General features: G+C 45.8%; 19 protein-coding genes and 1 riboswitch. Of the genes, 15 read left to right on the top strand and 4 right to left on the bottom strand.

Translation table 11 applies throughout. The annotated features are described in order from the left end of the window. The first annotated feature begins 679 nt into the window (after nt 1-679). Entirely contained in the window at nt 680-2,134 is a 1,455-nt protein-coding gene (locus K2Q13_RS00570) for a circularly permuted type 2 ATP-grasp protein (protein ID WP_292918702.1), read from the top strand. 2 nt (nt 2,135-2,136) lie between these two features. Continuing rightward, the gene (locus K2Q13_RS00565) at nt 2,137-3,057 is read left to right on the top strand and encodes an alpha-E domain-containing protein (RefSeq protein ID WP_292918701.1); all 921 of its coding nucleotides are present in this window, start codon (nt 2,137-2,139) and stop codon (nt 3,055-3,057) included. Nucleotides 3,058-3,112: 55 nt separating this feature from the next. Here the strand turns inward: K2Q13_RS00565 and K2Q13_RS00560 are convergent, their stop codons facing one another. Then, on the bottom strand, nt 3,113-3,934 hold the full coding sequence (locus tag K2Q13_RS00560; RefSeq protein WP_292918700.1) for a class I SAM-dependent methyltransferase: 822 nt from the start codon (nt 3,932-3,934) through the stop codon (nt 3,113-3,115). 462 nt (nt 3,935-4,396) lie between these two features. On the opposite strand from K2Q13_RS00560, the gene K2Q13_RS00555 reads away from it, so the two are divergent. The 6 genes from K2Q13_RS00555 to atzF all read left to right on the top strand — a co-directional run bounded on the left by K2Q13_RS00555 (nt 4,397) and on the right by atzF (nt 13,638). Then, complete coding sequence (locus tag K2Q13_RS00555; protein WP_292918699.1) at nt 4,397-5,032, top strand: exopolysaccharide biosynthesis protein; 636 nt, start codon at nt 4,397-4,399, stop codon at nt 5,030-5,032. 182 nt (nt 5,033-5,214) lie between these two features. Continuing rightward, nucleotides 5,215-5,319: riboswitch (guanidine-I (ykkC/yxkD leader) on the top strand. 62 nt (nt 5,320-5,381) lie between these two features. Next, complete coding sequence (locus K2Q13_RS00550) at nt 5,382-6,815, top strand: APC family permease (RefSeq protein ID WP_292918698.1); 1,434 nt, start codon at nt 5,382-5,384, stop codon at nt 6,813-6,815. Continuing rightward, complete coding sequence (locus K2Q13_RS00545) at nt 6,812-7,534, top strand: urea amidolyase associated protein UAAP1 (protein ID WP_292918697.1); 723 nt, start codon at nt 6,812-6,814, stop codon at nt 7,532-7,534. Before K2Q13_RS00550 ends, K2Q13_RS00545 begins: the two co-directional genes overlap by 4 nt. After that, the gene (locus K2Q13_RS00540; protein WP_292918696.1) at nt 7,531-8,190 is read left to right on the top strand and encodes an urea amidolyase associated protein UAAP2; all 660 of its coding nucleotides are present in this window, start codon (nt 7,531-7,533) and stop codon (nt 8,188-8,190) included. Before K2Q13_RS00545 ends, K2Q13_RS00540 begins: the two co-directional genes overlap by 4 nt. A gap of 4 nt (nt 8,191-8,194) precedes the next feature. Further along, nucleotides 8,195-11,818: an urea carboxylase gene (gene uca / locus K2Q13_RS00535; RefSeq protein WP_292918695.1), complete on the top strand. Its 3,624-nt coding sequence runs from the start codon at nt 8,195-8,197 to the stop codon at nt 11,816-11,818. Next, entirely contained in the window at nt 11,815-13,638 is a 1,824-nt protein-coding gene (gene atzF / locus K2Q13_RS00530) for an allophanate hydrolase (protein WP_292918694.1), read from the top strand. Before uca ends, atzF begins: the two co-directional genes overlap by 4 nt. Before the next feature lie 96 nt (nt 13,639-13,734). Here atzF and K2Q13_RS00525 read toward each other — a convergent pair whose 3' ends face one another. Continuing rightward, on the bottom strand, nt 13,735-14,877 hold the full coding sequence (locus K2Q13_RS00525) for an acyltransferase (protein WP_292918693.1): 1,143 nt from the start codon (nt 14,875-14,877) through the stop codon (nt 13,735-13,737). A 78-nt stretch (nt 14,878-14,955) separates the two neighbouring features. Then, nucleotides 14,956-15,429 (bottom strand): hypothetical protein, encoded by a 474-nt coding sequence (locus tag K2Q13_RS00520; RefSeq protein WP_292918692.1) that lies wholly within the window; start codon nt 15,427-15,429, stop codon nt 14,956-14,958. Nucleotides 15,430-15,825: 396 nt separating this feature from the next. Between K2Q13_RS00520 and K2Q13_RS00515 the strand changes: the two genes are divergently transcribed. From K2Q13_RS00515 to K2Q13_RS00505, 3 genes are all read left to right on the top strand, one after another. Next, nucleotides 15,826-17,043: an alanine--glyoxylate aminotransferase family protein gene (locus K2Q13_RS00515; RefSeq protein ID WP_292918691.1), complete on the top strand. Its 1,218-nt coding sequence runs from the start codon at nt 15,826-15,828 to the stop codon at nt 17,041-17,043. Between the two features lie 88 nt (nt 17,044-17,131). After that, nucleotides 17,132-18,145 carry a glycosyltransferase family 4 protein gene (locus K2Q13_RS00510; RefSeq protein WP_292918690.1) on the top strand — a complete coding sequence of 338 codons (1,014 nt, stop codon included), beginning with the start codon at nt 17,132-17,134 and terminating at the stop codon, nt 18,143-18,145. Between the two features lie 5 nt (nt 18,146-18,150). Further along, on the top strand, nt 18,151-20,040 hold the full coding sequence (locus tag K2Q13_RS00505; protein ID WP_292918689.1) for a nucleoside-diphosphate sugar epimerase/dehydratase: 1,890 nt from the start codon (nt 18,151-18,153) through the stop codon (nt 20,038-20,040). 54 nt (nt 20,041-20,094) lie between these two features. Here K2Q13_RS00505 and K2Q13_RS00500 read toward each other — a convergent pair whose 3' ends face one another. Then, complete coding sequence (locus K2Q13_RS00500; RefSeq protein ID WP_292918688.1) at nt 20,095-21,807, bottom strand: ABC transporter transmembrane domain-containing protein; 1,713 nt, start codon at nt 21,805-21,807, stop codon at nt 20,095-20,097. 150 nt (nt 21,808-21,957) lie between these two features. Here K2Q13_RS00500 and rfbA point away from each other — a divergent pair, with 150 nt between their 5' ends. The 4 genes from rfbA to K2Q13_RS00480 all read left to right on the top strand — a co-directional run bounded on the left by rfbA (nt 21,958) and on the right by K2Q13_RS00480 (nt 25,949). Further along, the gene (rfbA, locus tag K2Q13_RS00495) at nt 21,958-22,890 is read left to right on the top strand and encodes a glucose-1-phosphate thymidylyltransferase RfbA (RefSeq protein ID WP_292918687.1); all 933 of its coding nucleotides are present in this window, start codon (nt 21,958-21,960) and stop codon (nt 22,888-22,890) included. Between the two features lie 16 nt (nt 22,891-22,906). Then, a complete protein-coding gene (rfbC, locus tag K2Q13_RS00490; protein ID WP_292918686.1) occupies nt 22,907-23,452 on the top strand; it encodes a dTDP-4-dehydrorhamnose 3,5-epimerase in 546 nt (181 codons plus the stop codon). A gap of 49 nt (nt 23,453-23,501) precedes the next feature. Further along, on the top strand, nt 23,502-24,851 hold the full coding sequence (radA, locus tag K2Q13_RS00485; RefSeq protein WP_292918685.1) for a DNA repair protein RadA: 1,350 nt from the start codon (nt 23,502-23,504) through the stop codon (nt 24,849-24,851). A 315-nt stretch (nt 24,852-25,166) separates the two neighbouring features. Continuing rightward, nucleotides 25,167-25,949 (top strand): alkaline phytoceramidase, encoded by a 783-nt coding sequence (locus K2Q13_RS00480; RefSeq protein ID WP_292918684.1) that lies wholly within the window; start codon nt 25,167-25,169, stop codon nt 25,947-25,949. Nucleotides 25,950-26,142: the final 193 nt, after the last annotated feature.

Below are 26,142 nucleotides of genomic sequence, written 5' to 3'. Positions count from 1 at the left end.
GAGTTGTGGAAATTGCGAAGGTTATGTTCAAGACTTCGTGGGTATGACATTTGATCTGCTGGTGGTGGAAACTGCCGATTAATCCACATTGACTAAAATCTTCCATTTTATCGTTACATGTTTTTGCAACGAATAGTGCATTGTCTGAAAATCTATTTTTCCAGTATTTTAAATTAGTGTATCTTCGTATTGACGTGTGTGCCTGATAGTTTACATCGTTAGCAAGAATCGTGTAGCACCAAAAGGAAAACTGGTTATAAGAGCAAACTTAAAAGAGGCCGGGCTTAATAGTCAACCGTGGCCACTGATAGAGGTTAAGGTGTTGGAGAAAACCGAAAGGTTATACCAGTAATTGAATGCTGAAGAAGTAATCGTTGGTTGTTTTTTATTAATTCCATTTTTATTGAATCGTCTGTACTCAGCTGCTGGTTGTCGCATAGCATAGTTTTAATAATATTGACCTTTGAATCAGGTTTGATGAATTCTCAGCCTTATCGAGCGCCGGATAATGTTTAATTATTAAATAGTTACAATCAGTTCTGAATGCTGGGCGATGTGGAAGAATGAAAAAATAGATAAGACGCATATTTGTATTTTGCTTTAGTTGCATGTTACTTTGAAACTATATATATGAAAAAAAGTATTTTCTATTTTTTCGATTTTACATGATGAGAACATAATGACCATTCGCTGGGGAAGTTACAAGGTAAAAAATCTGTATGACGAAATGCTGCGGGCCAGTGGGAGACCGCGCCCTGCTGCGCAGACTTTATGTAGTTATTTACGTGCTTTGAAAGACGAAGATATTGAAGAATATAAATTGGCAGCGGAATCTGCCATCCATGTCATGGGCGTCACGTTCACGGTTTATACGGAAGAGGAAGGCTCTATAGATCGTGCTTGGCCGTTTGATATCATTCCACGCATTATCGATAAAAAAGAATGGCAGCAAGTGGAAGCTGGCCTTAAACAACGTGTTCAAGCTTTGAATCTTTTTATTGATGATTTGTACCATAAACAAAACATTGTTAAGGATAATATTTTTCCTGCTGAATTGCTCAAAGATTCTAAAAACTTTCGCCCGGAATGTGTGGGTGTAAATCCACCCTTGAATATCTGGGCGCATATTTGCGGTTCAGATTTGGTGCGTGACAAAGATGGCACATTTTATGTGCTGGAGGACAATCTGCGTGTCCCTTCTGGCGTTTCGTACATGTTGGAAAATCGCCTGGTAATGAAGCGATTGTTTCCTGAAATGTTTGACCAATGCAATATCCTGCCTGTCGATGATTATCCCTCGCAGTTATATGACACATTAGCCGCTTTATCACCACGGCCCGGAGATCAGCCTGAGATTGCTGTACTGACACCAGGTATTTTCAACTCTGCTTATTTTGAACATGCCTATTTAGCGCAGCAAATGGGGGCAGAATTGGTCGAGGGCAGTGATCTGATTGTGGACAAGAATGACGTTGTGTACATGCGTACCATCGAAGGACTTACGCGGGTCGATGTGATCTATCGTCGCATTGATGACTTGTTCCTTGATCCGGAAGCGTTTCAATCCGATTCCGTGCTGGGCGTGCCCGGAATCATGCGCGCCTGGAAAGCGGGTAAAGTTGCTTTAGCCAATGCACCTGGAGCCGGGGTGGCTGACGATAAGGTGGTGTACGCTTTTGTGCCGGATATGATTAAATATTATCTGGATCAAGACGCTATTTTGCCGAATGTGCCAACCTATAAATGCATCGATAAACAAGAGCGCGAACATGTTGTTGAGCATATTCATGAAATGGTTGTTAAGCCAGCCAATGAATCAGGTGGTTATGGCATGCTTATCGGGCCACAAGCGAGCAAGGAAGAGCGTGAAAAATTTGTAAATCTGATCCGTCGAGACCCGCGTAATTATGTTGCACAACCGATGCTAACACTTTCTACCGCGCCCACCTTGATAGGCAATCGCGTGGAGCCACGCCACCTGGATTTGCGTCCTTTTGTTTTGAGTGGAAAGCAAACCATGGTCACAACCGGCGGTCTGACACGTGTGGCATTGCGCAAGGGTTCGACCATTGTTAATTCCTCGCAAGGGGGCGGTAGTAAAGATACCTGGATCGTTGATATGGAGACAGTTTAACCATGCTTTCTCGTGTTGCCAACAAAATCTACTGGATGGCGCGCTACTTGGAGCGTGCCGAAAACACTGCGCGGTTGATCAATGTCAATACACACCTATTGCTTGATTTTCCCAAACGGGTGAAATTGGGATGGGAGCCCATCATCGATATCACAAGCCGTAAAGACAATTTTTACAGCTTATATGAAGAGGCGGATGAGCGCAGCGTGATACGTTTCATGGTCACCGATCTTCGCAATCCTGGCTCAATCCTCTGTGCGCTTAACATGGCGCGTGAGAATACCCGTACCATTCGTGACATTATTCCACGTGAGGTATGGGAGCAAGTTAATGCACTTCATTTGAACACAAAAACTAATGCGAGAAGTGTGCAGACACAGCGGCATCGCTATGATTATTTACGTTCTATTATTCTCGGTGTACAAGCGATTGGCGGTACGCTGGCTGGTATTATGACGCACGACGCAGGATATGATTTTCTGCGCATGGGGCGTAACCTGGAGCGTGCTGATATGACAACACGTATTATTGATGTACGCTCCGCTACATTACTGCCGGATATGTCGGAAGCTTTATCTCCATTTGAGAATTTGCAATGGGTGAGTGTGCTCAAATCACTCAGTGCTTACCAGATGTACCGCCGTGAAATGCGTCAGCGCATAAGCCGCCCGGATGTTCTAAAATTCTTATTGCAGGAGGAGCGCTTTCCACGTGCTTTTTATCATGCCATATCTCAAGTGCATAATTGTTTGGAGAGTTTGCCACGCAACGAGAAAACGTTGCTGTTAATCACCAAATTGCAACAAAAAGTGCAGAGTTCCAAGCTGGGGACATTTAATCAGGAAAAACTACATGAATTTATTGATGAACTCCAACTTGGCGTGATTAAGATACACGACAGTATTGATAGAACCTATTTCTGATAGATTAGATGTGTCGTCCAATTGGTGATGAGTTCAAAGTAAGTGTTTGCTAAACTTAGCTGTTTCGGCAAATACGCATCCAGAAAATACTGCCATGCTGTTCGATTGCCCCTGGAGACCAGTTTGACCAAAGGGGTTTGAGAATGCCTGATAGCTCAGGATCCGCAGAAGCAAAAACGCTTGGTAGAATGACCTCCAGCCAAGAACAATCTCCCAGCAGATAGCACGCAAGCAAATATTGCTCTGACCAAAACCAGTCAACAGTACTTTCCGGGTAGTCAAAAGGTAAGCAGATATCATGAATGCCTACCCACACGTCGTGTGGCAGTTGCGGTAATATGTCGAGAAAAAATACAGTCGTGTCAGTATGCATAAAGCAACGATGTGAGCCATCCATAAAGATGATGTCACCTGCTTTGATCTGATCAAATAGGGATAGATCTACTTCCTCCAATGGTTTTCGGTGTATTTCATTACATAGGTTGTCGCACATGGCTCGTGGAGCTGGGTCGATTGAAATCAATCTTGTTGCTGGGCTATGTTCCCGCATGGCTTTCGCGATGAAGCGCGTAGAATTGCCTGATCCAATTTCCAGAAATGTCTTTGGCTTAAGATTCGCAGTCATGCTATAGAGGGTTGCACCGTCCATTCCTGGGATGAAGCCGTTGACCCAATAAGGATTCATCCCTTCGGGGTCATCACTGCATGCGATTGTTTTTAAATCATTGACATATTCCAGACATATCTGGAGTGTGGCTTTGTAGGTATCGCGATTTCTATTTAGCTTGGTTGCCAATAAGGGGTGAGGCTTGTCCAGCAGAGGATATCTTGGAGGCCTTCCTACCGGATAATCAATGGTCAATTTGTTGGTAAGCATAGCTCAGCTGATTCAACGATATAAGCACTGATGGTGTCAGCGCTAGTGTGGACGGCATTTTACCGTTTACAAAACCAAACAACAAGGCAAATCATAACATTCTTACGGTTACTTCCAAAACTCAACCCAAGGTTCCGCCTGAATCCATTGCAGAAATTATCCAACTTAATGCACTATGGATTATTTGCTGTGTTACACCCTAAACCAGTTGGCAGCATGACATTGGATCTGGTTCGAGGGTCGGAGATGTGTACAATAGCGCAAAAAAACTACCCAAGAAGCATTGTGCCTCCGTGTTTGCCGATCAATAATCGATATACTTTTCGTAGGCTGGTGCACTTAGTCATTGAATGCAGACTACAGATCGCCAGAAAATTTTAGAAAAGCGTTTTGTGCGCCGCTTATTGTTAATATAACTGATGCAATTATGTGACAAGATATGGAAACTCAAGGAAACCATCTATGAGCGATAACAACCATAACAGCAATAACATTAGCGGACGCTCGACATCTGAATTGCTGGAAAACGTGGTCGTTGTGTATCGCAGCGACACTCTGAAAGTGGGGGAGATCAAGAATACCTTGCATGAACGCGGTTTTGGCGTTCTGCTGGCTATCGCCGCACTGCCGCTTTGTCTTCCCGTGCCTGTGCCACCTGGGTACACAACATTCTTTTCCATTCCGCTATTCATATTCTCGGTACAAATGATACTTGGTATGCGGGCGCCTTGGCTGCCGGTCTGGATTGAAAATAAAGAAATCAAACGTTCCAGTATAGAAAAATTGATCGTCAAGGCTAACCCTTGGCTCAAGAAAATTGAAAAACGCTTGCAACCTCGGCTGACGTATATCAGCGTACACACTTGGGAAAGAATTATTGGCATTTTTACATTCGTTTTTGCTTTATCTATAGCGCTCCCTATTCCTTTGACCAATTTTCCTCCTGGTTGGGGAATTCTGATCATGTCATTGGGTTTGCTCAGTAAGGATGGCATCACCATACTCATTGGCATGATCGTCGGTACGATAGGGGTTGGTATTACCATGATAATACTCGCGCTGCTTTGGATGGGCATGTCTCTACCAACATTTTATTAAGTATGACAGATTGAATGAGCATGCTTCTTGCAATGTGCAAATTCAAACAAGCAGCAAAGCAACTTATATCACACCATTGCTTTTTCCTGAATTCGAACTTAAAATGATACTCGCAACGTGTTTTTTATGTCATTTGCACATCAGAGATTGCTGGTGTAGTCGCTTAAAAAGCACAGTACGTCAAAATGGGAAACTAGGGTTCCGGCCAATGTAAGCAAGGTGACTGGTCCAAGAGTTTCCGGTCTCATGATAATGAGGCTCCACGGAGGGATAAAAGCCCGGGAGATCTGGTCGTGTATCGCTGATACATGGGTCTTTCGGTATTATTTCTCGATCAAGGAGACTTGTTATGTTCAGAACTTCAAAACCAACCGGTGAGTTAACAACATCGGTGGTACATTCGATGCGTCCCAGCATGAACATCTGGCACAGCTTTACGCTGGGCTTTGCGGTGGTGTCCCCAATTGTGGGGCTCTATGCCATCATCGGCGTACAAACTACTGTGACAGGTGGGGGTTGGTTTGCTGCACTGGTGATTTGTTTGTTGATGCAATTGCTGGTGGCAACCGTTTATGCGGAATTGTCGTCGCAATTTCCGATTGCCGGTGGTGCGTACAAATGGGCAAGGCAGCTTTATGGCACCACTGCCGGTCATTATGCCGGGGTCATTTATGTCAGTTCCACTATTGCTATGCTGACCACTACAGCATATGCAGGCGGCATCTGGTTTGCCGGTTTTTTTGGATCGGAAGGTGACAGTGGTAGCGAAAAAGTTTTATGGGCAATAATTTTTCTGGCCTTATGCACTCTGCTGAATCTGGCGCATGTTAATGTTTTCAAGCTCGTTATAAAGCTCGGAGTGTATGCTGAGGTAGTCGGATCACTAGGTATTGCGGTGCTGTTGTTCTTGTTTTTTCGCCAGCATTCTTTCATGGAATTGTTTCAGCATTTAGGTACCGGTACTGCACCCAGCAGTATCGCTGCTTTTCTCGCTGCACTTGCTATCGCCGGTTGGGCATTCATTGGTTTTGATGCTTGCTCGACTACCGCAGAAGAAACGCATCAACCAGAGCGCGCGGTACCACGGGCGATATTCTTTTCGCTATGCGCAGTCGGTACGGTGGTAATTTTCAATTCAGCCTCACTGGTATTAGCTTTTGATCATGATATTTTGATTAACAGCAGCGTGACTGCCGATCCGATTACGCCGTTAATCGCCAGCCATTTCGGAACATGGATTGAAAAACCGTTTCTGGCGATTGTCATGATCGCATTTCTTGCTTGTGGCGCATCGGTAGTCAAATACACGTCACGCATTGTTTTCTCAATGGCACGTGAAGGCAATTTACCCAGCATTCTCAATCGAGTCACACCTGCCGATACACCGCGTAATGCCATTCTCTTCACTGTCCTGATGGCAAGTTGCGGGCTAATATTTGGACTTAACGACGACGCGGTAGCTACCATTATCGCGTTTGGTACGGGCGGTCTTTACGCCATGTTCGCATTCACCACCGGAATCGCGTTGTTTGCTAGATTGACTGGTCGCTGGAATCCAGATTTGGGACAACTAAAGCTGGGAAAATGGGGGTTAGTCATTAATAGCTTGGCATTTGCCTGGGCATTGTTCGAGCTCATCAATATTGCTTGGCCGCGGCCTTATGCCATTGCAGCCGACGCACCGTGGTGGCAGTTATGGGCCACGCCGCTGGTGCTGGGCAGCATTCTAGGTGTTACTACAAGCTATCTGTTTTTGGGTAAATTATTGAGGAGACGGTCATGAATCAGTCAACAATCATTTGGAAACAAGTTGTACCAGGCGGGTGCCATTGGTCGGGCATCATTCGTCGTGGGACTACATTGCGTTTAATCGATGTCGACGGAGGCGCGAATGCAGCGGTATTGTTTTTTAATCATGAAGAGAAACTTGAGCGCTACAACATGGCTGACACTCTGAAATCGCAGCACACCTTTCGCTTAACCAAGGGTCATGCCTGTCATTCAGACATGGGGCGCATTTTCTGTTGCATCACAACGGATACCTGCGGCTGGCACGATACTGTGTGCGGATTAAGTGATGCTAATTTGATCCAACAAAAATATGGTGCCGCGCGCTTTCAGGAGCATCGTAATCAAATGTTTCGCAGTGGTCTGGATGGTCTATTGATCGAACTGGGAAAATGGGGTTTGGGTATGCGAGACATCGTAGCCAATATCAATTTTTTCAGTAAGATCACAACCGATGCTACAGGTGAATTGGCTTATCAAGTCGAACATAGTAAGACGGGCGATTACGTGGATTTGAGTTTTGTAATGGATACTCTTGTTGCGCTATCCACGGCACCGCACCCGCTGGATCCCAAGAAACCGTATCAACCTGGCACAGTCAATTTGGAACTGTTTAATACACCACCGCAGGCTATCAAGGAATGCCTGCATATCAGTGAAAATATCCGTGCGTTACAGAACGTGCAAAACTTTTATTGTGAAGGTGCGAAATGAATACTTCTTATCTGCATACCAGCCTGCTCGATCCCAAACATGCCGTGATCGATGAAATTTGTGCCGCCGGAGCGCCCTGGGTAAAACAAGTCAAACAGGGACAAACTTTTCGCATTGTCGATCTGGAAGGCAACCAAGCGGTCGACACTCTGTTCTACAACGCCCATAACGCACAAGAACGTTATAGCGCAACCGACACCATTAACCGGCAAAAAAAAGTGTACCTGTCGACTGGCAGCAAACTTTATTCCAATCTTGGCCATATCATGCTCAGCGTCATCGCGGATACTTGCGGCCAACATGATACGCTGGGTGGTGCCTGCTCGGCTGAGAGTAATACCGTGCGTTATGCGCTGGAGAAACTGCCTATGCACAGTTGCCGCGACAATTTTCTGCACGCATTGGCGCACGACCCGCTGTGTCAGCAATTGGGCATGAGCAAGCGCGATTTGCCCAGCAACATCAATTTCTTCATGAATGTTCCAGTCACGGAAGCCGGCGGCCTGGAATTTGCCGATGGCGTATCTGCACCAGGAAAATACGTCGAAATGCGCGCGGAAATGGATGTCATCGTACTGATTTCCAATTGCCCTCAGCTTAACAATCCGTGTAACGCGTATAACCCGACGCCGATCCGGCTGTTGATTTGGGATTAATATTATGTTTAGCAAAATACTTATCGCCAACCGTGGTGCAATTGCGTGTCGCATTATCCGCACGCTGCGCCGCATGCAAATAACCAGCGTGGCCGTTTATACTGAAGCCGATGCGTTATCGCGTCATGTTACCGAAGCAGATGAAGCGTACTGTATTGGAGATGGCGCTGCGGCGGAAAGCTATTTGCGTCCGGATAAGATCCTTAGGGTTGCCAAACAATCTGGTGCTCAAGCGATTCATCCAGGTTACGGCTTCTTAAGTGAGAATGCTGAATTTGCCGAGCAATGCGCTACGCAGAACATTAGCTTTATCGGTCCCACGCCGCAGCAGATGCGGGCTTTTGGTCTGAAGCACACGGCACGGGCTTTGGCGATGGAAAATCAGGTGCCGCTGCTGCTCGGAACTGGTTTGCTGGAAAATCTGGATGTTGCTTGCCATCAGGCCAAGCATATTGGTTATCCCATTATGCTGAAAAGTACTGCCGGAGGTGGTGGTATCGGCATGCGCTTGTGTTGGAATCAGGATGAATTGGTTGGTGCCTACGAATCCGTCAAAACCCTTGCACAAAACAACTTCAAGGATGCTGGTTTATTTTTGGAAAAATATGTCGACCAAGCGCGCCACATCGAGGTACAGATTTTCGGTGACGGCAGAGGCCAAGTTGTCGCGTTGGGCGAACGGGATTGCTCCATGCAACGGCGTAACCAAAAAGTCATCGAGGAAACGCCCGCGCCCAATCTTGCGCCACATCTGCGACAGGCATTGCTGGATACGGCAGTACGACTCGGCAAGGCCGTCAATTATCAATCCGCTGGCACAGTGGAATATATATTTGATGATGCTACGGGCCAATTTTATTTTCTCGAGGTTAACACGCGCCTGCAGGTTGAACATGGCGTGACCGAAGAAGTCACCGGTTTTGATCTGGTGGAATGGATGGTGCGACAAGCCGCCGGTGATATGCCGCCGCTTGACTCCTTCACCATTCAGCCTCGCGGAGTTTCTATTCAAACAAGAGTGTATGCCGAGAATCCTGCGAAAGAGTTCCAACCTTCCAGCGGTACACTGACTGCAGTGGAATTTTCTGCTGCCGCGCGCGTTGAAACCTGGGTCGAGCGCGGCATAGAAGTTTCCGCGTTTTACGATCCGATGCTAGCGAAAATCATCGTCCATGCGCCGGAGAGAGGAGAGGCTATAGCCAAACTGTTGGATGCATTGGAGAACACATCGCTGTATGGGATTGAAACCAATCTCGAATATCTTGAGCAAATATTGCACAGTGCGGTGTTCCGAAATGGGCAGTCGAACACGCAATTTCTCAACGGATTTCATTATCAGCCGCACAGTATCGACGTTTTGAGTCCCGGTGTACAGACTATGATCCAGGATTATCCGGGGCGTATCGGTTACTGGAATGTGGGCGTTCCGCCTTCCGGGCCAATGGATGGCCTGGCCTTTCGTGTTGCTAATCGATTGGTCAATAATTCTGATAATAGCGCTGGATTGGAAATCACTCTCGCAGGCCCGACGCTGCGTTTTAATTGCGACAGTATCATCGCGATTTGCGGTGCGTCGATGGATGTGTTGTTGGACAGTGAGCCGCTGTTGCAGTGGCAATCTCATTTCGTCAAAGCAGGTTCATGTTTGCAATTTGGCAAGATCAAACAGGGCGGCAGCCGGGCTTATCTAGCTGTGTATGGCGGTTTTCAAGTGCCGGATTACCTGGGTAGTAAATCCACTTTTACGCTTGGGCAATTTGGCGGGCATGCCGGACGTGTATTGCGTGCCGGTGATGTGCTTCGTATTCCTTTGCTTCCATCTCCTTGTCCTCCTGTTTCACGGTGCTTTCCGCACGAATTGATTCCGCGCTATACCAATCGATGGGAAATCGCGGTGCTGTATGGCCCTCATGGCGCCCCTGATTTTTTCACTCCGGCGGATATCGAACATTTTTTTGCTGCAGAATGGAAGGTGCATCATAATTCAAGCCGCACAGGCGTAAGGCTGATTGGCCCCAAGCCACAATGGGCGCGCAGCGATGGTGGGGAGGCTGGTTTGCATCCTTCCAATATTCACGATAACGCTTATGCTATCGGCGCAGTCGATTTTACCGGAGATATGCCGATCATACTGGGCCCTGATGGCCCCAGTCTGGGTGGTTTTGTTTGTCCGGTCACCATTACTCAGGCAGAGCTTTGGAAAATCGGACAACTTAAACCCGGCGACAATGTCCGCTTCTATCCTGTATCAATAGAGCAGGCAACTGCGCTGGAACAGCAGCAGATAGAATTAATTCAGGAATTGCAGACGAATCAACATAAGCCGGTTTATTTCATCTCCCAAGAACTGGAAGATCCTGTTCTGCATCGTATTCCTCAAAGTGAAGAACAGATGCAAGTGACTTATCGTCAATCCGGCGACAAATACTTGCTGATCGAGTATGGGCCGCCGGTGCTTGATCTGAATTTGCGCTTTCGTACTCATGCCCTAATGAACTGGTTGCAGCAATGTATCGACAACGGGCTTTGCGGTATCCTGGATTTGACCCCTGGCATCCGTTCCTTGCAAATCCACTTTGAATCCCTGCAACTATCGCGTGATGCATTGCTGGATCTTCTGATTGCGGGGGAAAGGCAATTGCCTGCGATTGATGACATGGAAGTGCCATCCCGCATTGTTCACCTTCCTTTATCTTGGGATGATGCTGCAACGCAATTGGCGATCGAGAAATATATGCAATCGGTGCGCAGCGATGCGCCTTGGTGCCCGAGCAATATCGAATTTATCCGACGGATGAATGGGCTGGAAAGTACTGAGGATGTCCGGAACATCGTTTTCGCAGCCAGTTATTTGGTGATGGGGCTAGGAGATGTCTATTTGGGCGCACCTGTGGCTACCCCGCTGGATCCTCGCCATCGCTTAGTGACCACCAAGTACAATCCAGCTCGTACCTGGACGCCTGAAAATGCGGTCGGTATAGGCGGCGCTTATTTGTGCGTGTATGGCATGGAGGGTCCCGGTGGCTATCAATTCGTCGGGCGTACTATACCGATGTGGAATCGCTATCGTCAAACAGAAGATTTCACAGATGGCAAGCCCTGGTTATTGCGTTTCTTTGACCAGATCCGGTTCTATCCGGTCAGTGCAAATGAATTGCTCAAGTTGCGTAAGGATTTTATTAGCGGACACTTTAAACTTCGCATCGAAGAAACAGTTTTGAATCTTAAACAATACAATGCCTTCCTGCAACAGCAAGCTACCAGCATCAGCGCATTTAAAGTCAAGCAACAAGCGGCATTTGAAGCCGAGCGACGAGTCTGGGAAGCAAACAATTTGTCCCATTATGTCAACGAAGACATACTGGATGATGCCGACTCACAAAGTGAACTGGACTTGCCGGAAGATGCGCAAGCGATCAGTGCTCAAGTAACCGGCACAGTCTGGAAGCTGTTGGTCAAAGAAGGTGAGCATATCGAAGCGGGTAAGCCGGTTATCGTCATTGAGTCGATGAAAATGGAGTTCGCAGTAGATTCACCAGTTACTGGTACGATACGGCAGTTATTCTGCAAGCAAGGAGGATACGTATCTGCCGGGCAGGTGCTTTTTATCGTTCAGGAAGAAAAATGATGGCAAAGAAGCTGTTGCCGCTTGGCGACATCGCATCATTGCTGCAATGTTACGCGAGTGATGAACTATCACCGACTCAGTTGGTTGAAGCAATTCATGCCGAGATTCAGAATGATCCGGATCATGCCTGGATTTCGATGCTTCCGCTGGAATCATTGAAAGACTATGCCCGTAAGGTAGAAACAGCAGGTATGGCATCGCTCCCGCTGTATGGCATACCCTTCGCTATCAAAGACAATATAGATTTAGCTGGATTGCCAACCACGGCCGCTTGTCCGGATTTTGCCTACACACCCTCGCGTAATGCAACTGTGGTGCAAAGATTGATCGATGCGGGCGCAATTCCCATCGGCAAAACCAATCTCGACCAGTTCGCTACTGGACTGAATGGCACGCGATCTCCCTATGGCGCTTGCCGGAACGCCTTTGATCCTGCTTATATTTCCGGTGGTTCAAGTTCAGGTTCGGCTGTCGCCGTGGCCAAGGGGCAGATATGTTTCAGCCTCGGTACCGATACTGCAGGCTCAGGTAGAGTTCCTGCCGCTTTTAATAATCTGATCGGATATAAACCTACCCGAGGCTGGCTCTCGACGCATGGGGTAGTGCCTGCCTGCCGTTCTCTTGATACGGTATCCATCTTTGCCTTTACTGCTGTTGACGTGGCACGCATCCTGGCAATTTCTGCCGGCTACGACGAAGCCGATATCTATTCTGAGGAAAGAAAAGAGCATGGTTTTAATTTTGGCACCGCTTTCCATTTTCGTTTTGGCATTCCACGCAAGCAACAACTTGAATTTTTCGATAATCGCGAGAGCGAGCGATTATTTAGTGCAACAATAACGCGTATGCAAGCACAGGGCGGAGAGGCCGTCGAGATTGATTTTGAACCCTTTCTTGAAGCTGCGCGACTGCTTTACGAAGGTCCTTGGGTAGCTGAACGTTATGCAGCGATTCAATCGTTTTTCGAGTTGCATGGCGATCAAGTCATTGCACCGGTTCGTGAAATTATCGCAACCGCGAAACAACGCTCAGCTGCTGATGCATTTAATGGTTTTTATCAATTACGCCGCATCAAGCAACAGGCAGATCAGATTTGGGCCAACGTTGATTGTTTGTTAACACCCACTGCTGGGACGATCTACCCCATTCAAGCCATGCAGCAGGATCCCATCCATCTCAACAGCAATCTGGGCTACTATACCAATTTCATGAATTTGCTTGACTATGCGGCAGTCGCCGTTCCTGCTGGTTTTCAGAGTAATGGACTGCCTTTTGGTATAACATTGGCAGCGCCGACCCACCAAGATGAACCATTGCTGCATCTTGCCCACCGATTGCAGCAAGCTCAATCACTACCTCTGGGCGCAACTGGCATTGCATTGCGTCAGGTTACGCATTTTCCCGCTGTGTCCGAATCGGGACAGGTGTGGATAGCTGTTTGTGGCGCACATTTATCTGGTTTGCCATTGAATGAGCAATTAACCAGCCGTCGAGGCCGATTGGTGACAAGTACCACTACTGCACCTAACTACAGACTTTACGCATTACCAGGCAATCCTCCGCAACGTCCTGGCTTGGTTCGAGTCAACAAGAATGAACAGGGCTTTGCGATTGAAGTGGAAGTTTGGGAGCTACCAGTACGCGAATTAGGAGATTTTGTAGCCAATATTCCAGCACCGCTAGGGATCGGCACGATTATATTGGCAAGTGGTGAGGCGCTGCTAGGCTTTGTCTGCGAGCGTTACGCCGTCGAGAATACAATAGATATCAGTCAATTTGGGGGATGGCGTAGCTACTTGCAACAACTAATATCACCATAATAAAACCCTAATTTAAATTTACACTATCAGCCCGAATATAATGGCAGAAACAAAGAGTCGGACGGCGGGGTTAGGTGTTTTATTATGTTGCAGTTTCTAATTTAACTTGATCGATTTAAGAATTGCGCCGATTTTAGAGCACATTAGGTCACTTTTTCCCTGCTGAATCCAGCTTTTCTCAATCAAGTGGTAGGTAACAGATGCGAGTATCACGGTACATGCTAAGGTTGCGAGAAGAAAGATCAAGCCGGCATTGATATTTAAATTTTTTAGACTCAAGATGATGGGCAGATGCCATAGATAAATGCCATAACTAATTTTTCCCAGATAATCGATAATTCCGGAAAACCACCCAAGCGTCGTATTCGGTAGCGCAATCAGGAAGATTATTAGCGCTGCGGCGCTTAAGCCAGTCAGGATTCTGAAAAAACCCACATAATACACAGAACCCCAGTAATTAGGCGTCATCCACAAAAGCTTGATCATGATAAAGCCTGCGCTGATAGCAATCAGCGCTTTGATTCCTAAGTGAGCCAAATCATTGCGATTGCCTTTGGCCAGAACCCATTTGCATGCGGCAATGCCAAATCCGAACACATCCAGTGAACCGGGCAATTGAGCAGTTGCAAACCATAGCTTATGCGCGCCTGCTGAGTGGAGCATGTAAAATGCCGCTATCTTCCACATGCAGGCGATTGCGCTAAACACCAACAGAATTTTCAGTGGCGAAGCACGTTTGATCCAATCCCAGAAAATAAGAATGAGAAGATAAAACTGCATTTCTACACCGATAGACCAATTTACGCCATTGATTGCGCCTTGAGTGCTGGGAAAAAAATTATGAAAAAACAAAAGATGTGAAATGAATTGAAAGGAAATATTGGATACAGGCGTAAATAGAATTTGTGGCTGAATGAGGAAAACAAAAATAATGCAGGTAAAGAAATATAGGGGTGCGATTCTAAAAAAGCGATGGGAGGCATAGACTGATTTCCATGCAGATCCATAAGATTTTCCCAGTGAGAATGCACTAAAATAAATGACAAATCCACTGATCACAAAAAATAAATCAACACCTAACCACCCGGTTCTCCACCATAAGTTGGGTCCTGTCACTGGAAAAGACGACCAGCCCGTGTGCTCGATTACGTGATAAACGACAACACTGATCGCTGCAAATGCGCGCAACTTATCCAGATTTGAAAAACGAATATTAGAGTCCACACGCAAGTCGCTCATAAAGTCATCTTTTTATGTGCTCGGGAATTTTCAGTCTATGTTTACCGGTAGACTAACATACCGGAAACAAGTCTGAAGTCAGAAGCAATGATCAATTTTTTCCACTTTATATAAGCGCTGGGACAGTGACGCATTTTGATCTGGAGTGTACGCATCCGATGGATAATCACTCAGCAGATCTTGATTGCTGCGGATTTCGATTTCGGATTGAGTGTGCTGTGGATTGCTGGCGTCTTTGATGGTCATGATCCAGTTTCCATTGCCATGGGTAATCGTTTCGTTGATTTTCCCGGAATACCTTGGGTCATGAATTTCTGTGATGTAATATGTTTTTGCAGCATTATCGTGCATTTGCGGGTATCCGTGGACTTGCAGTGATTCATGATAGATGAAATATGTCGTGATATCACGCCAGGTATGACGATGCCATTTCGGCAAATGAAATCCATCATCGCTTTTTAAGCATTCTGCAATTTCTATGTAGTTTTTACCGCTGCTGTGGTTATAAATAACCTTCTGGCTTAGTAATACTTCTCGTGCAGGCGCTGTCATGCAAGCGGGCAACAGAAGCCCGCATAGCAGAAATGTGATCAGTCTATACGAGAAGGAGTGCATATCAAATTGGAAGTATTTTTATCCGGTTCTGCAGTTGTCGAGGTTGCTGAGGATTCGCACTTGATGGGAAAATCGAATGGTATCAGATAATTTGTATTGCACACTCGGACGAGGACCGAAATTTTTCAAAGGTCGGTTAGGTAATGCAGGGAGAGATTTTATGTGCTCTGCAGATAATAACGCTATTTTCCATATTGTTATGAAATATTCCTGGGTTATCCATACGGATAATTTTTTGAGCATACCTTGGTTTATAGTAAACTCTCGTTTCACTTGTTAAAATTAATATTTTTCAAAAATTAATCAGACTCTATTATTTACTTAGGATTGTTCATGAATACCGAAGATTTTCGTCCAGAAAAAGAAATTAAAGTTTTTTATCCACCGCAACGGGTTTTGATGGGGCCCGGACCATCGGATACGCATCCGCGTGTGTTGAATGCCATGGCTCGTCCAACCTTGGGACACTTGGATCCCGTTTTTACCGAGATGATGGAAGAAATCAAAGGCCTGATGCGCTATGCCTTCCAAACCAAAAATCGCATGACTTTCCCGGTTTCGGGGCCTGGATCGGTGGGTATGGAGATGTGTTTTGTCAATATGATCGAGCCGGGTGACAAGGTGATTGTTTGCAGCAATGGGGTATTTGGCGGCCGTATGATCGAGAACGTCGAACGACATGGTGGTGTTGCGGTAGCGGTGATGGACAAGTGGGGAGAGCCGGTTGACCCACAGAAAGTTGAAGATGCACTGAAAAAAAATCCCGATACCAAGATTATCGCGTTTGTGCATGCTGAAACCTCAACCGGTGCTTCATCGGATGCCAAGACGCTGTGCGAGCTTGCACATAAGTATGATTGCATGACTATTGTTGACACGGTTACATCGCTTGGCGGAACACCCATCAAGGTTGACGAATGGGGAATTGATGCGATCTATTCCGGTAGTCAGAAATGTTTGTCCTGCCCCCCGGGCCTGTCGCCGGTGAGTTTCTCCGATCGTGTGACGGAGCTGGTTAAAAATCGCAAAACCAAAGTGCATAGCTGGTTTATGGATATCAGTCTGTTGTTGAATTACTGGGGATCGGCTGCGCGTACTTATCACCATACTGCGCCGACCAATGCATTGTATGCATTGCATGAATCCCTGCTGATGCTGGCGGAAGAGGGTTTGGAGCATTCTTGGGCGCGTCATCGCAATAATTATGAGGCACTCAAAGACGGTTTTGCGGCATTGGGAATGAGTTATGTGGTTGCTGAGCAATATCGTCTGCCGCAATTGAACTCCGTTTTTGTACCGGCTGGTGTTGATGAGAAAGAGGTGCGCCGCCGCCTGTTGGCTGAATATAGCCTTGAAATAGGTGCTGGATTAGGCGATTTCGCCGGGAAAGTATGGCGTTTCGGATTGATGGGCACATCCAGCCGGATAGATAAGGTGATTTTCTGCCTGAATGCGCTGGAAACGATCTTATCTGATATGGGATTGGAAGTAGAGCGCGGTGCTGCTGCAGCTGCGGCGCATAAGAGCTATGCTGCAAATCCTATGCTATAAGACCATATTAAGTTAGTTGCAATAGGACAATTTGAACCACTTTTTTGTCGGGTGCGATGGGGAAGTGGTTAATTTTTTGTAATCAAGCATGGATAATCCGGTCATTATGGTTTTGGGTTTTCCTTTATCGATAGCTGTGGCAGCACCACTGTTGTCATTTTTGTTATCATTCTTCTTCATTTTATGGTTGATTAAAGTTAAAGCGGATTGGGTTTTGGATCGACCTAATGAACGTTCGCTTCATTCTGCGCCCGTTTCTCGTATCGGGGGTTTAGGCCTGCTTCTTGGAGTAGTTGCAACTTGGTTGTGTTTCTCGATTACGATACCTAATGCAGTATTAATTGGCATCGGGTTGTTGATGGTAATATCATTGGCTGATGATGTTTGGCGAATCCCGGTTTGGTGTCGGCTGATGGTTCACACGGCTGTTGCCATTGGGTTTTCAACCGCATTTTTACTGGATGCTTATGGCTGGGGGGGTGTGATTTTCGCGGTTGCAGCAGTTGTCTGGATGTCGAATCTTTACAATTTCATGGATGGTTCTGATGGTCTGGCGGGTGGAATGACGGTGATTGGATTCGGAGTCTACGGATGGCTTGCTTACGTGGCAGGCAGTAACAATTTTGCTGTGATAAATTTCTCGATAGCTGCGGCGGCAACGGCTTTTTTAATACATAATTTTTATCCGGCACGTATTTTTATGGGTGATGTGGGATCGATTCCTCTGGGATATCTGGCGGTTGTCATAGGCTTGTTGGGGTGGCTTGATCGACTTTGGTCAATATGGGTGCCCGTGCTTATTTTCTCACCTTTTATCGCAGATGCAACGGTAACACTGATAAAACGATTATTTCAAGGAGAAATAATCTGGCAAGCGCATCGTGAACACTATTATCAACGCATGGTTCAAAGCAGTTTGGGGCATCGGAATACAGCGTTAGTGTTTTATGGATTGATGCTGACAACCGGAGCAAGTGCGGTATGGGCTAATACGCAAGATGTGGCGTTACAAATCTGGATGGCGATGGTTTTTGGGGGGGGGTATTTGGTATTGATGGTTATTTCTGATTGGTATTACAAAACTCACTCCGATCGAGGATAAGATAAATGTTTTCCAACCGATACGGAATCCGTACTTTTATTGCTTTTACCCATGACTTTATCGCAGTTGCTTCGGCTTGGTGGGTGGCTTATTTGTGCCGTTTTAATTTTGAAATCCCGCCTTCCTCAGTAATATTCCTACTACAAACCATGCCTTGGATTGTATTGATCCAGGGCAGTTTATTTTTGTGGTTGGGGCTTTATCGAGGGTTATGGCGTTATGCCAGTTTGCCTGATTTAAAAAGAATTGTTGTGGCGGTGGCTGTCGGCTCAGTAGCGGTCACCTTGACATTGTGGTTATTTGGCTTGTTGGGCAATGTTCCCGGTGCAGTAATGATGCTGGCTCCATTGTTATTGCTGCTAATTATGGGTGGTAGTCGTTTGATATACCGGGCGTGGAAAGAACGCCGTCTATATAGCCTGGAAAGTTATGAAGCGAAGCTGGTATTGATTTTGGGTGCTGGCAGAACGGCCGTGAATCTGATGAAAGCTTTAACAGGAAGCCGTGAGTGGCATGTGGTGGGTATGTTGGATGATGATCCCAGAAAATTAGGTACTCGCTTACAGGGCGTGCGTGTGCGTGGGACGATCAGCGAATTGCCGCAATGGGTGCAGAAACTGAATGTTGGGCATGTGATTATCGCTATACCATCCGTTTCTCGCCGGATACACCGACAAGCTTTAGAGATGTGTTCGGAAATCGGCGTGAAAGCGATGACAGTGCCTTCCTATGCGGATCTGATCAACGGCAAGACGACGGTGTCACAGATTCGTGAAATCCAACTGGATGATCTGTTAGGTAGAGCGCCCGTAGTTTTGGATGACGATGGTTTACATGATTTGCTGACAGGAAAGGTGATTCTGGTGACAGGAGCCGGTGGTTCGATTGGTGCAGAGTTGTGTCGCCAACTTGTTGCGTTTGATCCAAAAAATATTGTTTTTGTTGAGCTAAGTGAGTTCTCGCTCTACACTATTCAAGAAGAATTCTTGACTCGTTATCCTGCCATGACTATGTCATTTGTAATTGGCGACATCAAAGATCATGCCCGGATGACACAATTATTCACGCAATTTCATCCTACAGTGGTTTTTCATGCCGCTGCGTATAAGCATGTACCACTGATGGAGCAAGAGAATGCGTGTCAGGCTATTTTGAATAATGTGCTGGGTACTCATGTGCTGGCCCGGGTGGCGATTGATTTTTCGGTGGAAAAATTTGTATTGATTTCCACCGACAAGGCGGTCAATCCTGTGAGCGTCATGGGAGCCAGCAAGCGCCTGGCAGAAATGGTATGCCAAGCTCTGCAGCAATCTATCTCAAAGCATGTAAATTTTGATCAGGATCATCCGTCGCACCAGACCTGTTTTGTTATGGTGCGGTTCGGCAATGTACTGGGTAGTGCCGGCAGTGTCATTCCAAAATTCCGTGAACAGATTTCAAAAGGCGGTCCGATTACCATCACTCATCCAGAAATGACACGTTATTTCATGTCCATTCCGGAAGCTGCGCAACTGGTTTTACAAGCCGGATTGATGGGTGGTACGCAAAGTGGCGGTGAAATATTTGTGCTGGATATGGGGGATCCGGTTAAAATTGTTGATCTGGCCAATGATTTGATCCATTTGTCCGGTTTAGCGGAAGGTGATATTCCTGTTGAATTTACGGGGCTGCGTCCAGGTGAGAAGCTACATGAGGAGTTATTAGCGACAAGCGAAAGTACGCTCTCGACACCGCATCAAAAATTACGCATTGCGCAGGCATGTCAGATGGATGAACAGTGGTTGTCGGAGTTAACGACTTGGCTGAATAAAGTGACCGTATTAAGCGATCAGGAGGTTCGTGAGCAGCTGACTAAATGGGTGCCTGAGTATACCCCTAAAGGAATGGAGCATTGATCTGTTAAAAATATTCGATTTTTTATTCGCGGTGAGATTTCTGAAGAATAGATACTAATGATTGGTAAGCCGATGTTCTTGCAATAACTGAGAATGACCGAAGGTTTTCAAGTTTTCTGTGATACATCCATTTTCCAGAACTACAATTCGATCGATCTTTTTTAATGGTGGAACCTGCTGATTGAAAATTAACGTGGTGCGATTTTGCATCAATTTTTCTAAAACAAAGAGCAGGTTTGCGGAATCAGGTTCTTGTGTTACAAATACTTCATCCAGAATCAATATGGGAGCGCTTTTTAGAAATGCTCGTGCGATTGCCAGCTGAATTAATTGTTTACTGCTGATTTCATTGTCATTCTTGTTAATTTGAGTTTGTAAGCCTTCAGGCATGTTCCGGATAAATTCCATAGCATGGGAAGCATGTGCTGCAGTGGTGATTTTTGCTTCATTGGCGCATCGCATTGCACCGTAGGCGATGTTGCCGGCAATTCTTTCATCGAGCAGGAAAGGGTCGGCAGATACCAGGGCGATATTGGTATATATATGATTTATCTTGATTTCGTTAAGTGGATATTCATCCAGCAGTATTTTTCCGCTGGAGGGTTGTCGCAGACGGAGTATTAAATCAATGAGTGCAGTTTTTTCTGCTTGATTATACCCAGTAAAAACAATAGCTTCAGATGACTTGATTGTTAAGTTTATATGATTCAGAATGGGCTTTATTGGAAATTGGCCATTGAGGCGTACTTGTTCAAATCTCAGTTTGCCGCGGATCTGTTGAATACTGAGAGTACCTGTATCCTGTTCGGGAGCCAAATCAAGAAACGAAAAAACGGTTTCTATCATTTTCCGGTCATGTTCAAGTTGCCTGGGAATGCCAACGATACGGCAAAGCGGGAAAATAAGCAGTAATGCAACGGTTATCAATGCGCCTGCTTCAGATAGACTTAGCGCATCATTCGTAACCTGTAATGCCATAAGGTAAGTAACAGCGATTAGCATTAGTACAGTCATAAACTGGCTTGAAGGAATAGCCATGGCCCTGATCTTTGCAAATTGCATTTCGGTGTGAAACAGCCTCTCGGAAATGCTTCCAAGGCGTTGGCTTTCGTCAGCTTGCCCGCCATCTAGTCTGATTTTTCGGTAATGTTTCACTGACTGTGTCAGATGTTTGGTCAGTTCTTCGAAAGTCAATGAGTTATTTTGATTATTTCTGTCGAAATGGCTGTGGATCATCTCGTGCATTAATACGATGAATGGGGTTGCCAACAGCAGTAGTAACGAGAATTCCTGATTGAGATATAGCGTGCAAATTAATAATCCAATGATAGAAAGACAATCTTGTGCCAGCAGGGCGATGTAACGAACTGTGGTCTGAGTGATTCGATTGATGTGAGATATCAATGTGTCGATTTGATTATTCTGATTAAGAGAAGCGTAGTAATCCACCGGTAGCGACAGAAGCTTATCAAAAAGATCCATGCGCAAATCAGCGCCCAGTTTCCCGCTGACCGTACTGACAAAATAGAGACTTATGTAACCAAAAATCCAACGTACGGCAAATAGTGCAATGATTGCTATTGATGTCGTTTGTATCAATAATAAATCTTTCAGAAGAAACATGCTTGCTAGCATTTGTTCAATCAGTATGGGTAGATAAGCCATGCTTGCTGCCAAGATTAACATGGCAATTAATACGCATATGAGTAATTTCCCATAAAGCGCAGTTTTTTTGAGCAAGCGGAGGTAGAGTTGCGGAAAGATCATAATGTGTAATTCTACATCAACATACTGTGATTATTGCATCATGTAATTTGCTGGAATCTGAACCAGATATAGTACAATCGTCGTTCTTTCTAGTGAACGAGTCTGGATGAAACGAGCTTTAACAGGTTTGTGAGCATCACGATGTAATGAATGCCAATATTGTATACTTCTGATAAAACAAGAGACTTCCCAGGAGCAGTTGTTCCTCGACGCAAGGGCATTGTTCTTGCGGGCGGTTCCGGGACACGGCTTTATCCAGTCACACAAACAGTATCTAAGCAATTGTTGCCGGTATTCGATAAGCCCATGATTTATTACCCGCTTAGTACTCTGATGTTGGCGGGTATTCGAGAGATTCTAGTGATTTCTACGCCGCGTGACGTTGCTAATTATCAACAATTATTGCGTGATGGAAGTCAATGGGGATTGAGTATTACCTACGCTGAACAACCTTCGCCAGACGGCCTGGCGCAAGCCTTCTTGATCGGCGAATCGTTCATCGGCAATGATTGTTCAGCACTGGTGTTAGGCGATAACATTTTTTATGGACATGATTTTCATCATTTGCTGTTGAACGCAATGCAGCGTACCAAAGGAGCCAGTGTTTTTGCCTATCACGTACACGATCCGGAACGATATGGCGTGGTCGAGTTTGATGCTACGGGCAAGGTGGTGAATCTGGAAGAAAAGCCCCAGCATCCCAAGTCGAATTATGCGGTAACGGGGCTCTATTTTTATGATCAGCACGTCGTTGATTATGCCAAAAGCTTGAAGCCTTCTCATCGTAACGAACTGGAAATTACTGATTTGAACCGCATTTATCTTGAACATTCCGAGCTCAGCGTTGAAATCATGCGGCGCGGTTATGCTTGGCTGGATACAGGTACGCATGAGTCCTTGCTTGATGCAAGCCAATTTGTTGCGACGATCGAACGTCGGCAGGGATTGAAAATTGCTTGTCCGGAAGAAATCGCATTCTTGCGTGGCTGGATTAGCGCCGCTCAGCTGGAGGCGCTGGCAATGCCATTGGCGAAGAATGGCTATGGTCAGTATCTGTTGCATGTATGGAAACGTGAATTTTGACTAAGGCGCATATCGGATGAAGTCGACACCACTTGCAGTTCCAGATGTTCTGCTGATCGAACCCAGGGTTTTCGGCGATGAACGTGGATTTTTCTATGAGAGCTTCAATCAACGCAGTTTTGAGTCGGTTATTGGAGAGTCGGTGCAGTTTGTGCAAAGCAACCATTCGCGCTCTGCGCGCAATGTTTTGCGTGGTTTGCATTATCAAATCAAACAAGCACAGGGAAAACTCGCGCGCGTGGTAGTGGGAGAAGTATTCGACGTGGCTGTGGATATTCGCCGATCTTCACCCACTTTTGGAAAATGGGTGGGTGGAGTATTGAGCGCCGAGAACAAGAATCAATTATGGATTCCACCCGGCTTCGCGCATGGCTTCGTTGTATTGTCCGATTACGCTGAGTTTTTGTATAACACTACTGATTACTGGGCGCCCGAGCACGAACGCTGCATTGTTTGGAATGATCCAGTTTTGGCCATTAACTGGCCGATTACCGGGTTGCCAGTATTGTCTGACAAAGATGCATGTGGCGTAACGTTCGGAAATGCTGAGGTATATGATTAATTGATAATTTTAGTGCGGAAATTGCAAGCCTAATCGAATTTATTGAATAATGGCCAAACAAAAAACCATTTATTCTTGCACCGAGTGTGGCGGGCAAACTCTGAAATGGCAAGGTCAATGTCCGCATTGCCAGGAATGGAATACTCTGGTGGAAACGCTCGCAGAGAAGAATGTGTCGCGTTTTAGTCCAGTGTCGGAAATTGGTCAGGTGCAGAACTTAAGCACTATTGATGCACGAGAAGAGTCGCGTTACCCAACCGGTATCGAAGAGCTGGATCGTGTTCTGGGTGGTGGATTAGTGCATGGCGGTGTTCTGCTGCTGGGCGGAGATCCAGGAATCGGTAAATCAACCTTGTTGTTGCAAGCGCTATCTTTTATGTCGGTGCAGCATTCAGTATTGTATGTCAGCGGTGAGGAATCTGCGCAACAGGTGGCGCTGCGTGCTAAACGACTGGCATTGAATGTGCAGTCAGTCGATTTGTATGCAGAAATTCAATTGGAGAAAATCCAGGCTGTGCTGGCTGAGCGTAAACCGTCGGTGGCGGTGATCGATTCGATTCAAACTATCTATTCCGAGATGTTGCAATCCGCGCCGGGTTCGGTTGCACAAGTACGTGAATGCGCAGCGCAATTGACTCGTTTGGCCAAATCGAGCGGCACCTGTATTATTTTGGTTGGTCATGTGACCAAAGAAGGGGCTCTGGCAGGTCCGCGCGTGCTGGAACATATGGTCGACACCGTGTTGTATTTCGAGGGTGATATGCATTCTAGTTTTCGCATGATTCGCGCATTTAAAAATCGTTTTGGTGCGGTTAACGAATTAGGTGTTTTTGCGATGAGCGATAAGGGATTGCGCGAAGTGAAGAATCCATCGGCATTGTTTCTTTCACATCATGATAAGCAAGTGCCGGGATCATGCATTATGGTAACGCAAGAAGGTACGCGCCCACTATTGGTGGAGATTCAAGCTTTGGTCGATGAAGCACGCTCACCCAATCCGCGACGACTCTGTGTTGGATTAGAGCAAAACAGGCTGGCTATGTTGTTGGCGGTATTACATCGTCATGCAGGCATTCCCTGCTTTGATCAGGATGTTTTTGTCAATGCCGTGGGCGGTGTAAAAATTACTGAACCAGCTGCGGATCTTGCGGTTATGCTGGCAGTGGTTTCGTCTCTAAAAAATAGACCCGTAGCGGAAAAAATGATTGTGATCGGCGAGATTGGTTTGGCTGGAGAAATACGTCCCGTGCAACGTGGACAGGAGCGACTCAAGGAAGCCACAAAACTTGGTTTTAAGCAGGCCATTATTCCATTAGCCAATAAACCTAAGCAGGTCATTCCAGGCATCGACATCATCGCCGTTGGTCGCATCGGAGAAGCTGTTGCGCAGATGTATTGAAATAATATTCAGCTGATAATCAAGCGGGTAACATTGAAATGTGTAATTATTGTAAAATCCAGCATGCATAAAAAATCGTGTGATGCAGCCAATATTCTGGGGGATACTCATGCGTATTTGGAAAATCGGATATTAGCTAATAATTGCATTATCTCATGTGATTATCCGTCTTTTCTTCATGAAAGAATTGGTAATGGTTAGTGGGCATCCACACACGATAGCTGCGATTAATAAATTGATGTGCAGCATGGATCCGGTGCGGATAACTTCTTTCTATTTTAATAAGGAATTCAAAGTGGTATCGGGTCTGATTGGATGAGTTTGCAACGACAGCTTTGGATAATGGGCGGACTGTCAGTTGCGGTCATTATAGCGGCTATGTTGCTGCCGCCCACTCCACAATCCGTCGAATATCACTACTTCGCCGATCAGCGTAGTTTCATTGGCATTCCTAATTTCAACGATGTAATATCCAATTTGGCTTTTTTGCTTAGTGGTGGCGCAGGCTTGGTGTTCTTGTGGCGAGTTCAGGGAATGACAACGCAAACCACATTTCATAACCGTAAAGAAAGCCTGCCATACTGGGTGTTGTTTTTCAGCGTAGTTATTGTTGCATTGGGTTCTATCTATTATCACTGGACGCCAAATACTGATCGTTTGTTGTGGGATAGAATACCTATTGTCATGACCATAGCAGCGTTGCTGTCGGCGGCACTGATCGAACGCGTAAGTTCGACTATAGGTTTAAGAGCGCTACCTCTATTGATAATTTTTGCGGTGCTGAGCGTGTTATATTGGTATTGGACTGAACAGCAAGGCGCTGGTAACCTGAATTTTTATATCGTAATGCAGTTTTATTTGATTCTGCTGATTGTCTGGGTCAGCTTGTGCTTTCCATCGCGCTACAGTCATGGTAACGATATCTATCAGATCATTGCGTTGTACGCATTTGCGAAGTTAGTGGAATTATTGGATGAATCAATTTTTGTTTGGACGGACGGTTGGATTAGCGGACATACGTTAAAACACCTGATTGCTGCGTATGCTGCCTATCGAATTGTACTGATATTACGGAAAAGGGTGTTGTTGGTAGGGTAATGTGCCAAACAAATAGTTTATATATCAGTCGCCGACACAGGTGAAATAAATGAATATTATAAATTTTTATAGTCAATTCTGAAAAACATCTGAGCTTAACTTTTTGTGCAGCTTCGCAATTCGACTTTAGAATGCGTCGAATAAAGGAAAACTGAATTCAAGTAAAAAGGGAAGCAGAAATAAAATTATCGAT

It is taken from the genome of Nitrosomonas sp. (genome assembly GCF_019752095.1).
Taxonomy (GTDB): Bacteria; Pseudomonadota; Gammaproteobacteria; order Burkholderiales; family Nitrosomonadaceae; genus Nitrosomonas.
Note: the sequence above shows the minus strand (reverse complement) of the source record. Positions and strands in the feature narration are given on the sequence as shown.

What these genes read in the sequence shown, in the direction of transcription:
- K2Q13_RS00560 (WP_292918700.1), bottom strand. Translation starts at nt 3,934, where the DNA reads ATGCTTACCAACAAATTGACCATTGATTATCCGGTAGGAAGGCCTCCA.
- K2Q13_RS00565 (WP_292918701.1), top strand. Translation starts at nt 2,137, where the DNA reads ATGCTTTCTCGTGTTGCCAACAAAATCTACTGGATGGCGCGCTACTTG.
- K2Q13_RS00555 (WP_292918699.1), top strand. Translation starts at nt 4,397, where the DNA reads ATGAGCGATAACAACCATAACAGCAATAACATTAGCGGACGCTCGACA.
- K2Q13_RS00505 (WP_292918689.1), top strand. Translation starts at nt 18,151, where the DNA reads ATGTTTTCCAACCGATACGGAATCCGTACTTTTATTGCTTTTACCCAT.
- K2Q13_RS00525 (WP_292918693.1), bottom strand. Translation starts at nt 14,877, where the DNA reads ATGAGCGACTTGCGTGTGGACTCTAATATTCGTTTTTCAAATCTGGAT.
- K2Q13_RS00500 (WP_292918688.1), bottom strand. Translation starts at nt 21,807, where the DNA reads ATGATCTTTCCGCAACTCTACCTCCGCTTGCTCAAAAAAACTGCGCTT.
- rfbC (WP_292918686.1), top strand. Translation starts at nt 22,907, where the DNA reads ATGAAGTCGACACCACTTGCAGTTCCAGATGTTCTGCTGATCGAACCC.
- atzF (WP_292918694.1), top strand. Translation starts at nt 11,815, where the DNA reads ATGATGGCAAAGAAGCTGTTGCCGCTTGGCGACATCGCATCATTGCTG.
- K2Q13_RS00545 (WP_292918697.1), top strand. Translation starts at nt 6,812, where the DNA reads ATGAATCAGTCAACAATCATTTGGAAACAAGTTGTACCAGGCGGGTGC.
- K2Q13_RS00480 (WP_292918684.1), top strand. Translation starts at nt 25,167, where the DNA reads ATGAGTTTGCAACGACAGCTTTGGATAATGGGCGGACTGTCAGTTGCG.
- rfbA (WP_292918687.1), top strand. Translation starts at nt 21,958, where the DNA reads ATGCCAATATTGTATACTTCTGATAAAACAAGAGACTTCCCAGGAGCA.
- K2Q13_RS00510 (WP_292918690.1), top strand. Translation starts at nt 17,132, where the DNA reads ATGGATAATCCGGTCATTATGGTTTTGGGTTTTCCTTTATCGATAGCT.
- K2Q13_RS00540 (WP_292918696.1), top strand. Translation starts at nt 7,531, where the DNA reads ATGAATACTTCTTATCTGCATACCAGCCTGCTCGATCCCAAACATGCC.
- K2Q13_RS00515 (WP_292918691.1), top strand. Translation starts at nt 15,826, where the DNA reads ATGAATACCGAAGATTTTCGTCCAGAAAAAGAAATTAAAGTTTTTTAT.
- K2Q13_RS00550 (WP_292918698.1), top strand. Translation starts at nt 5,382, where the DNA reads ATGTTCAGAACTTCAAAACCAACCGGTGAGTTAACAACATCGGTGGTA.
- K2Q13_RS00520 (WP_292918692.1), bottom strand. Translation starts at nt 15,429, where the DNA reads ATGACAGCGCCTGCACGAGAAGTATTACTAAGCCAGAAGGTTATTTAT.
- radA (WP_292918685.1), top strand. Translation starts at nt 23,502, where the DNA reads ATGGCCAAACAAAAAACCATTTATTCTTGCACCGAGTGTGGCGGGCAA.
- uca (WP_292918695.1), top strand. Translation starts at nt 8,195, where the DNA reads ATGTTTAGCAAAATACTTATCGCCAACCGTGGTGCAATTGCGTGTCGC.
- K2Q13_RS00570 (WP_292918702.1), top strand. Translation starts at nt 680, where the DNA reads ATGACCATTCGCTGGGGAAGTTACAAGGTAAAAAATCTGTATGACGAA.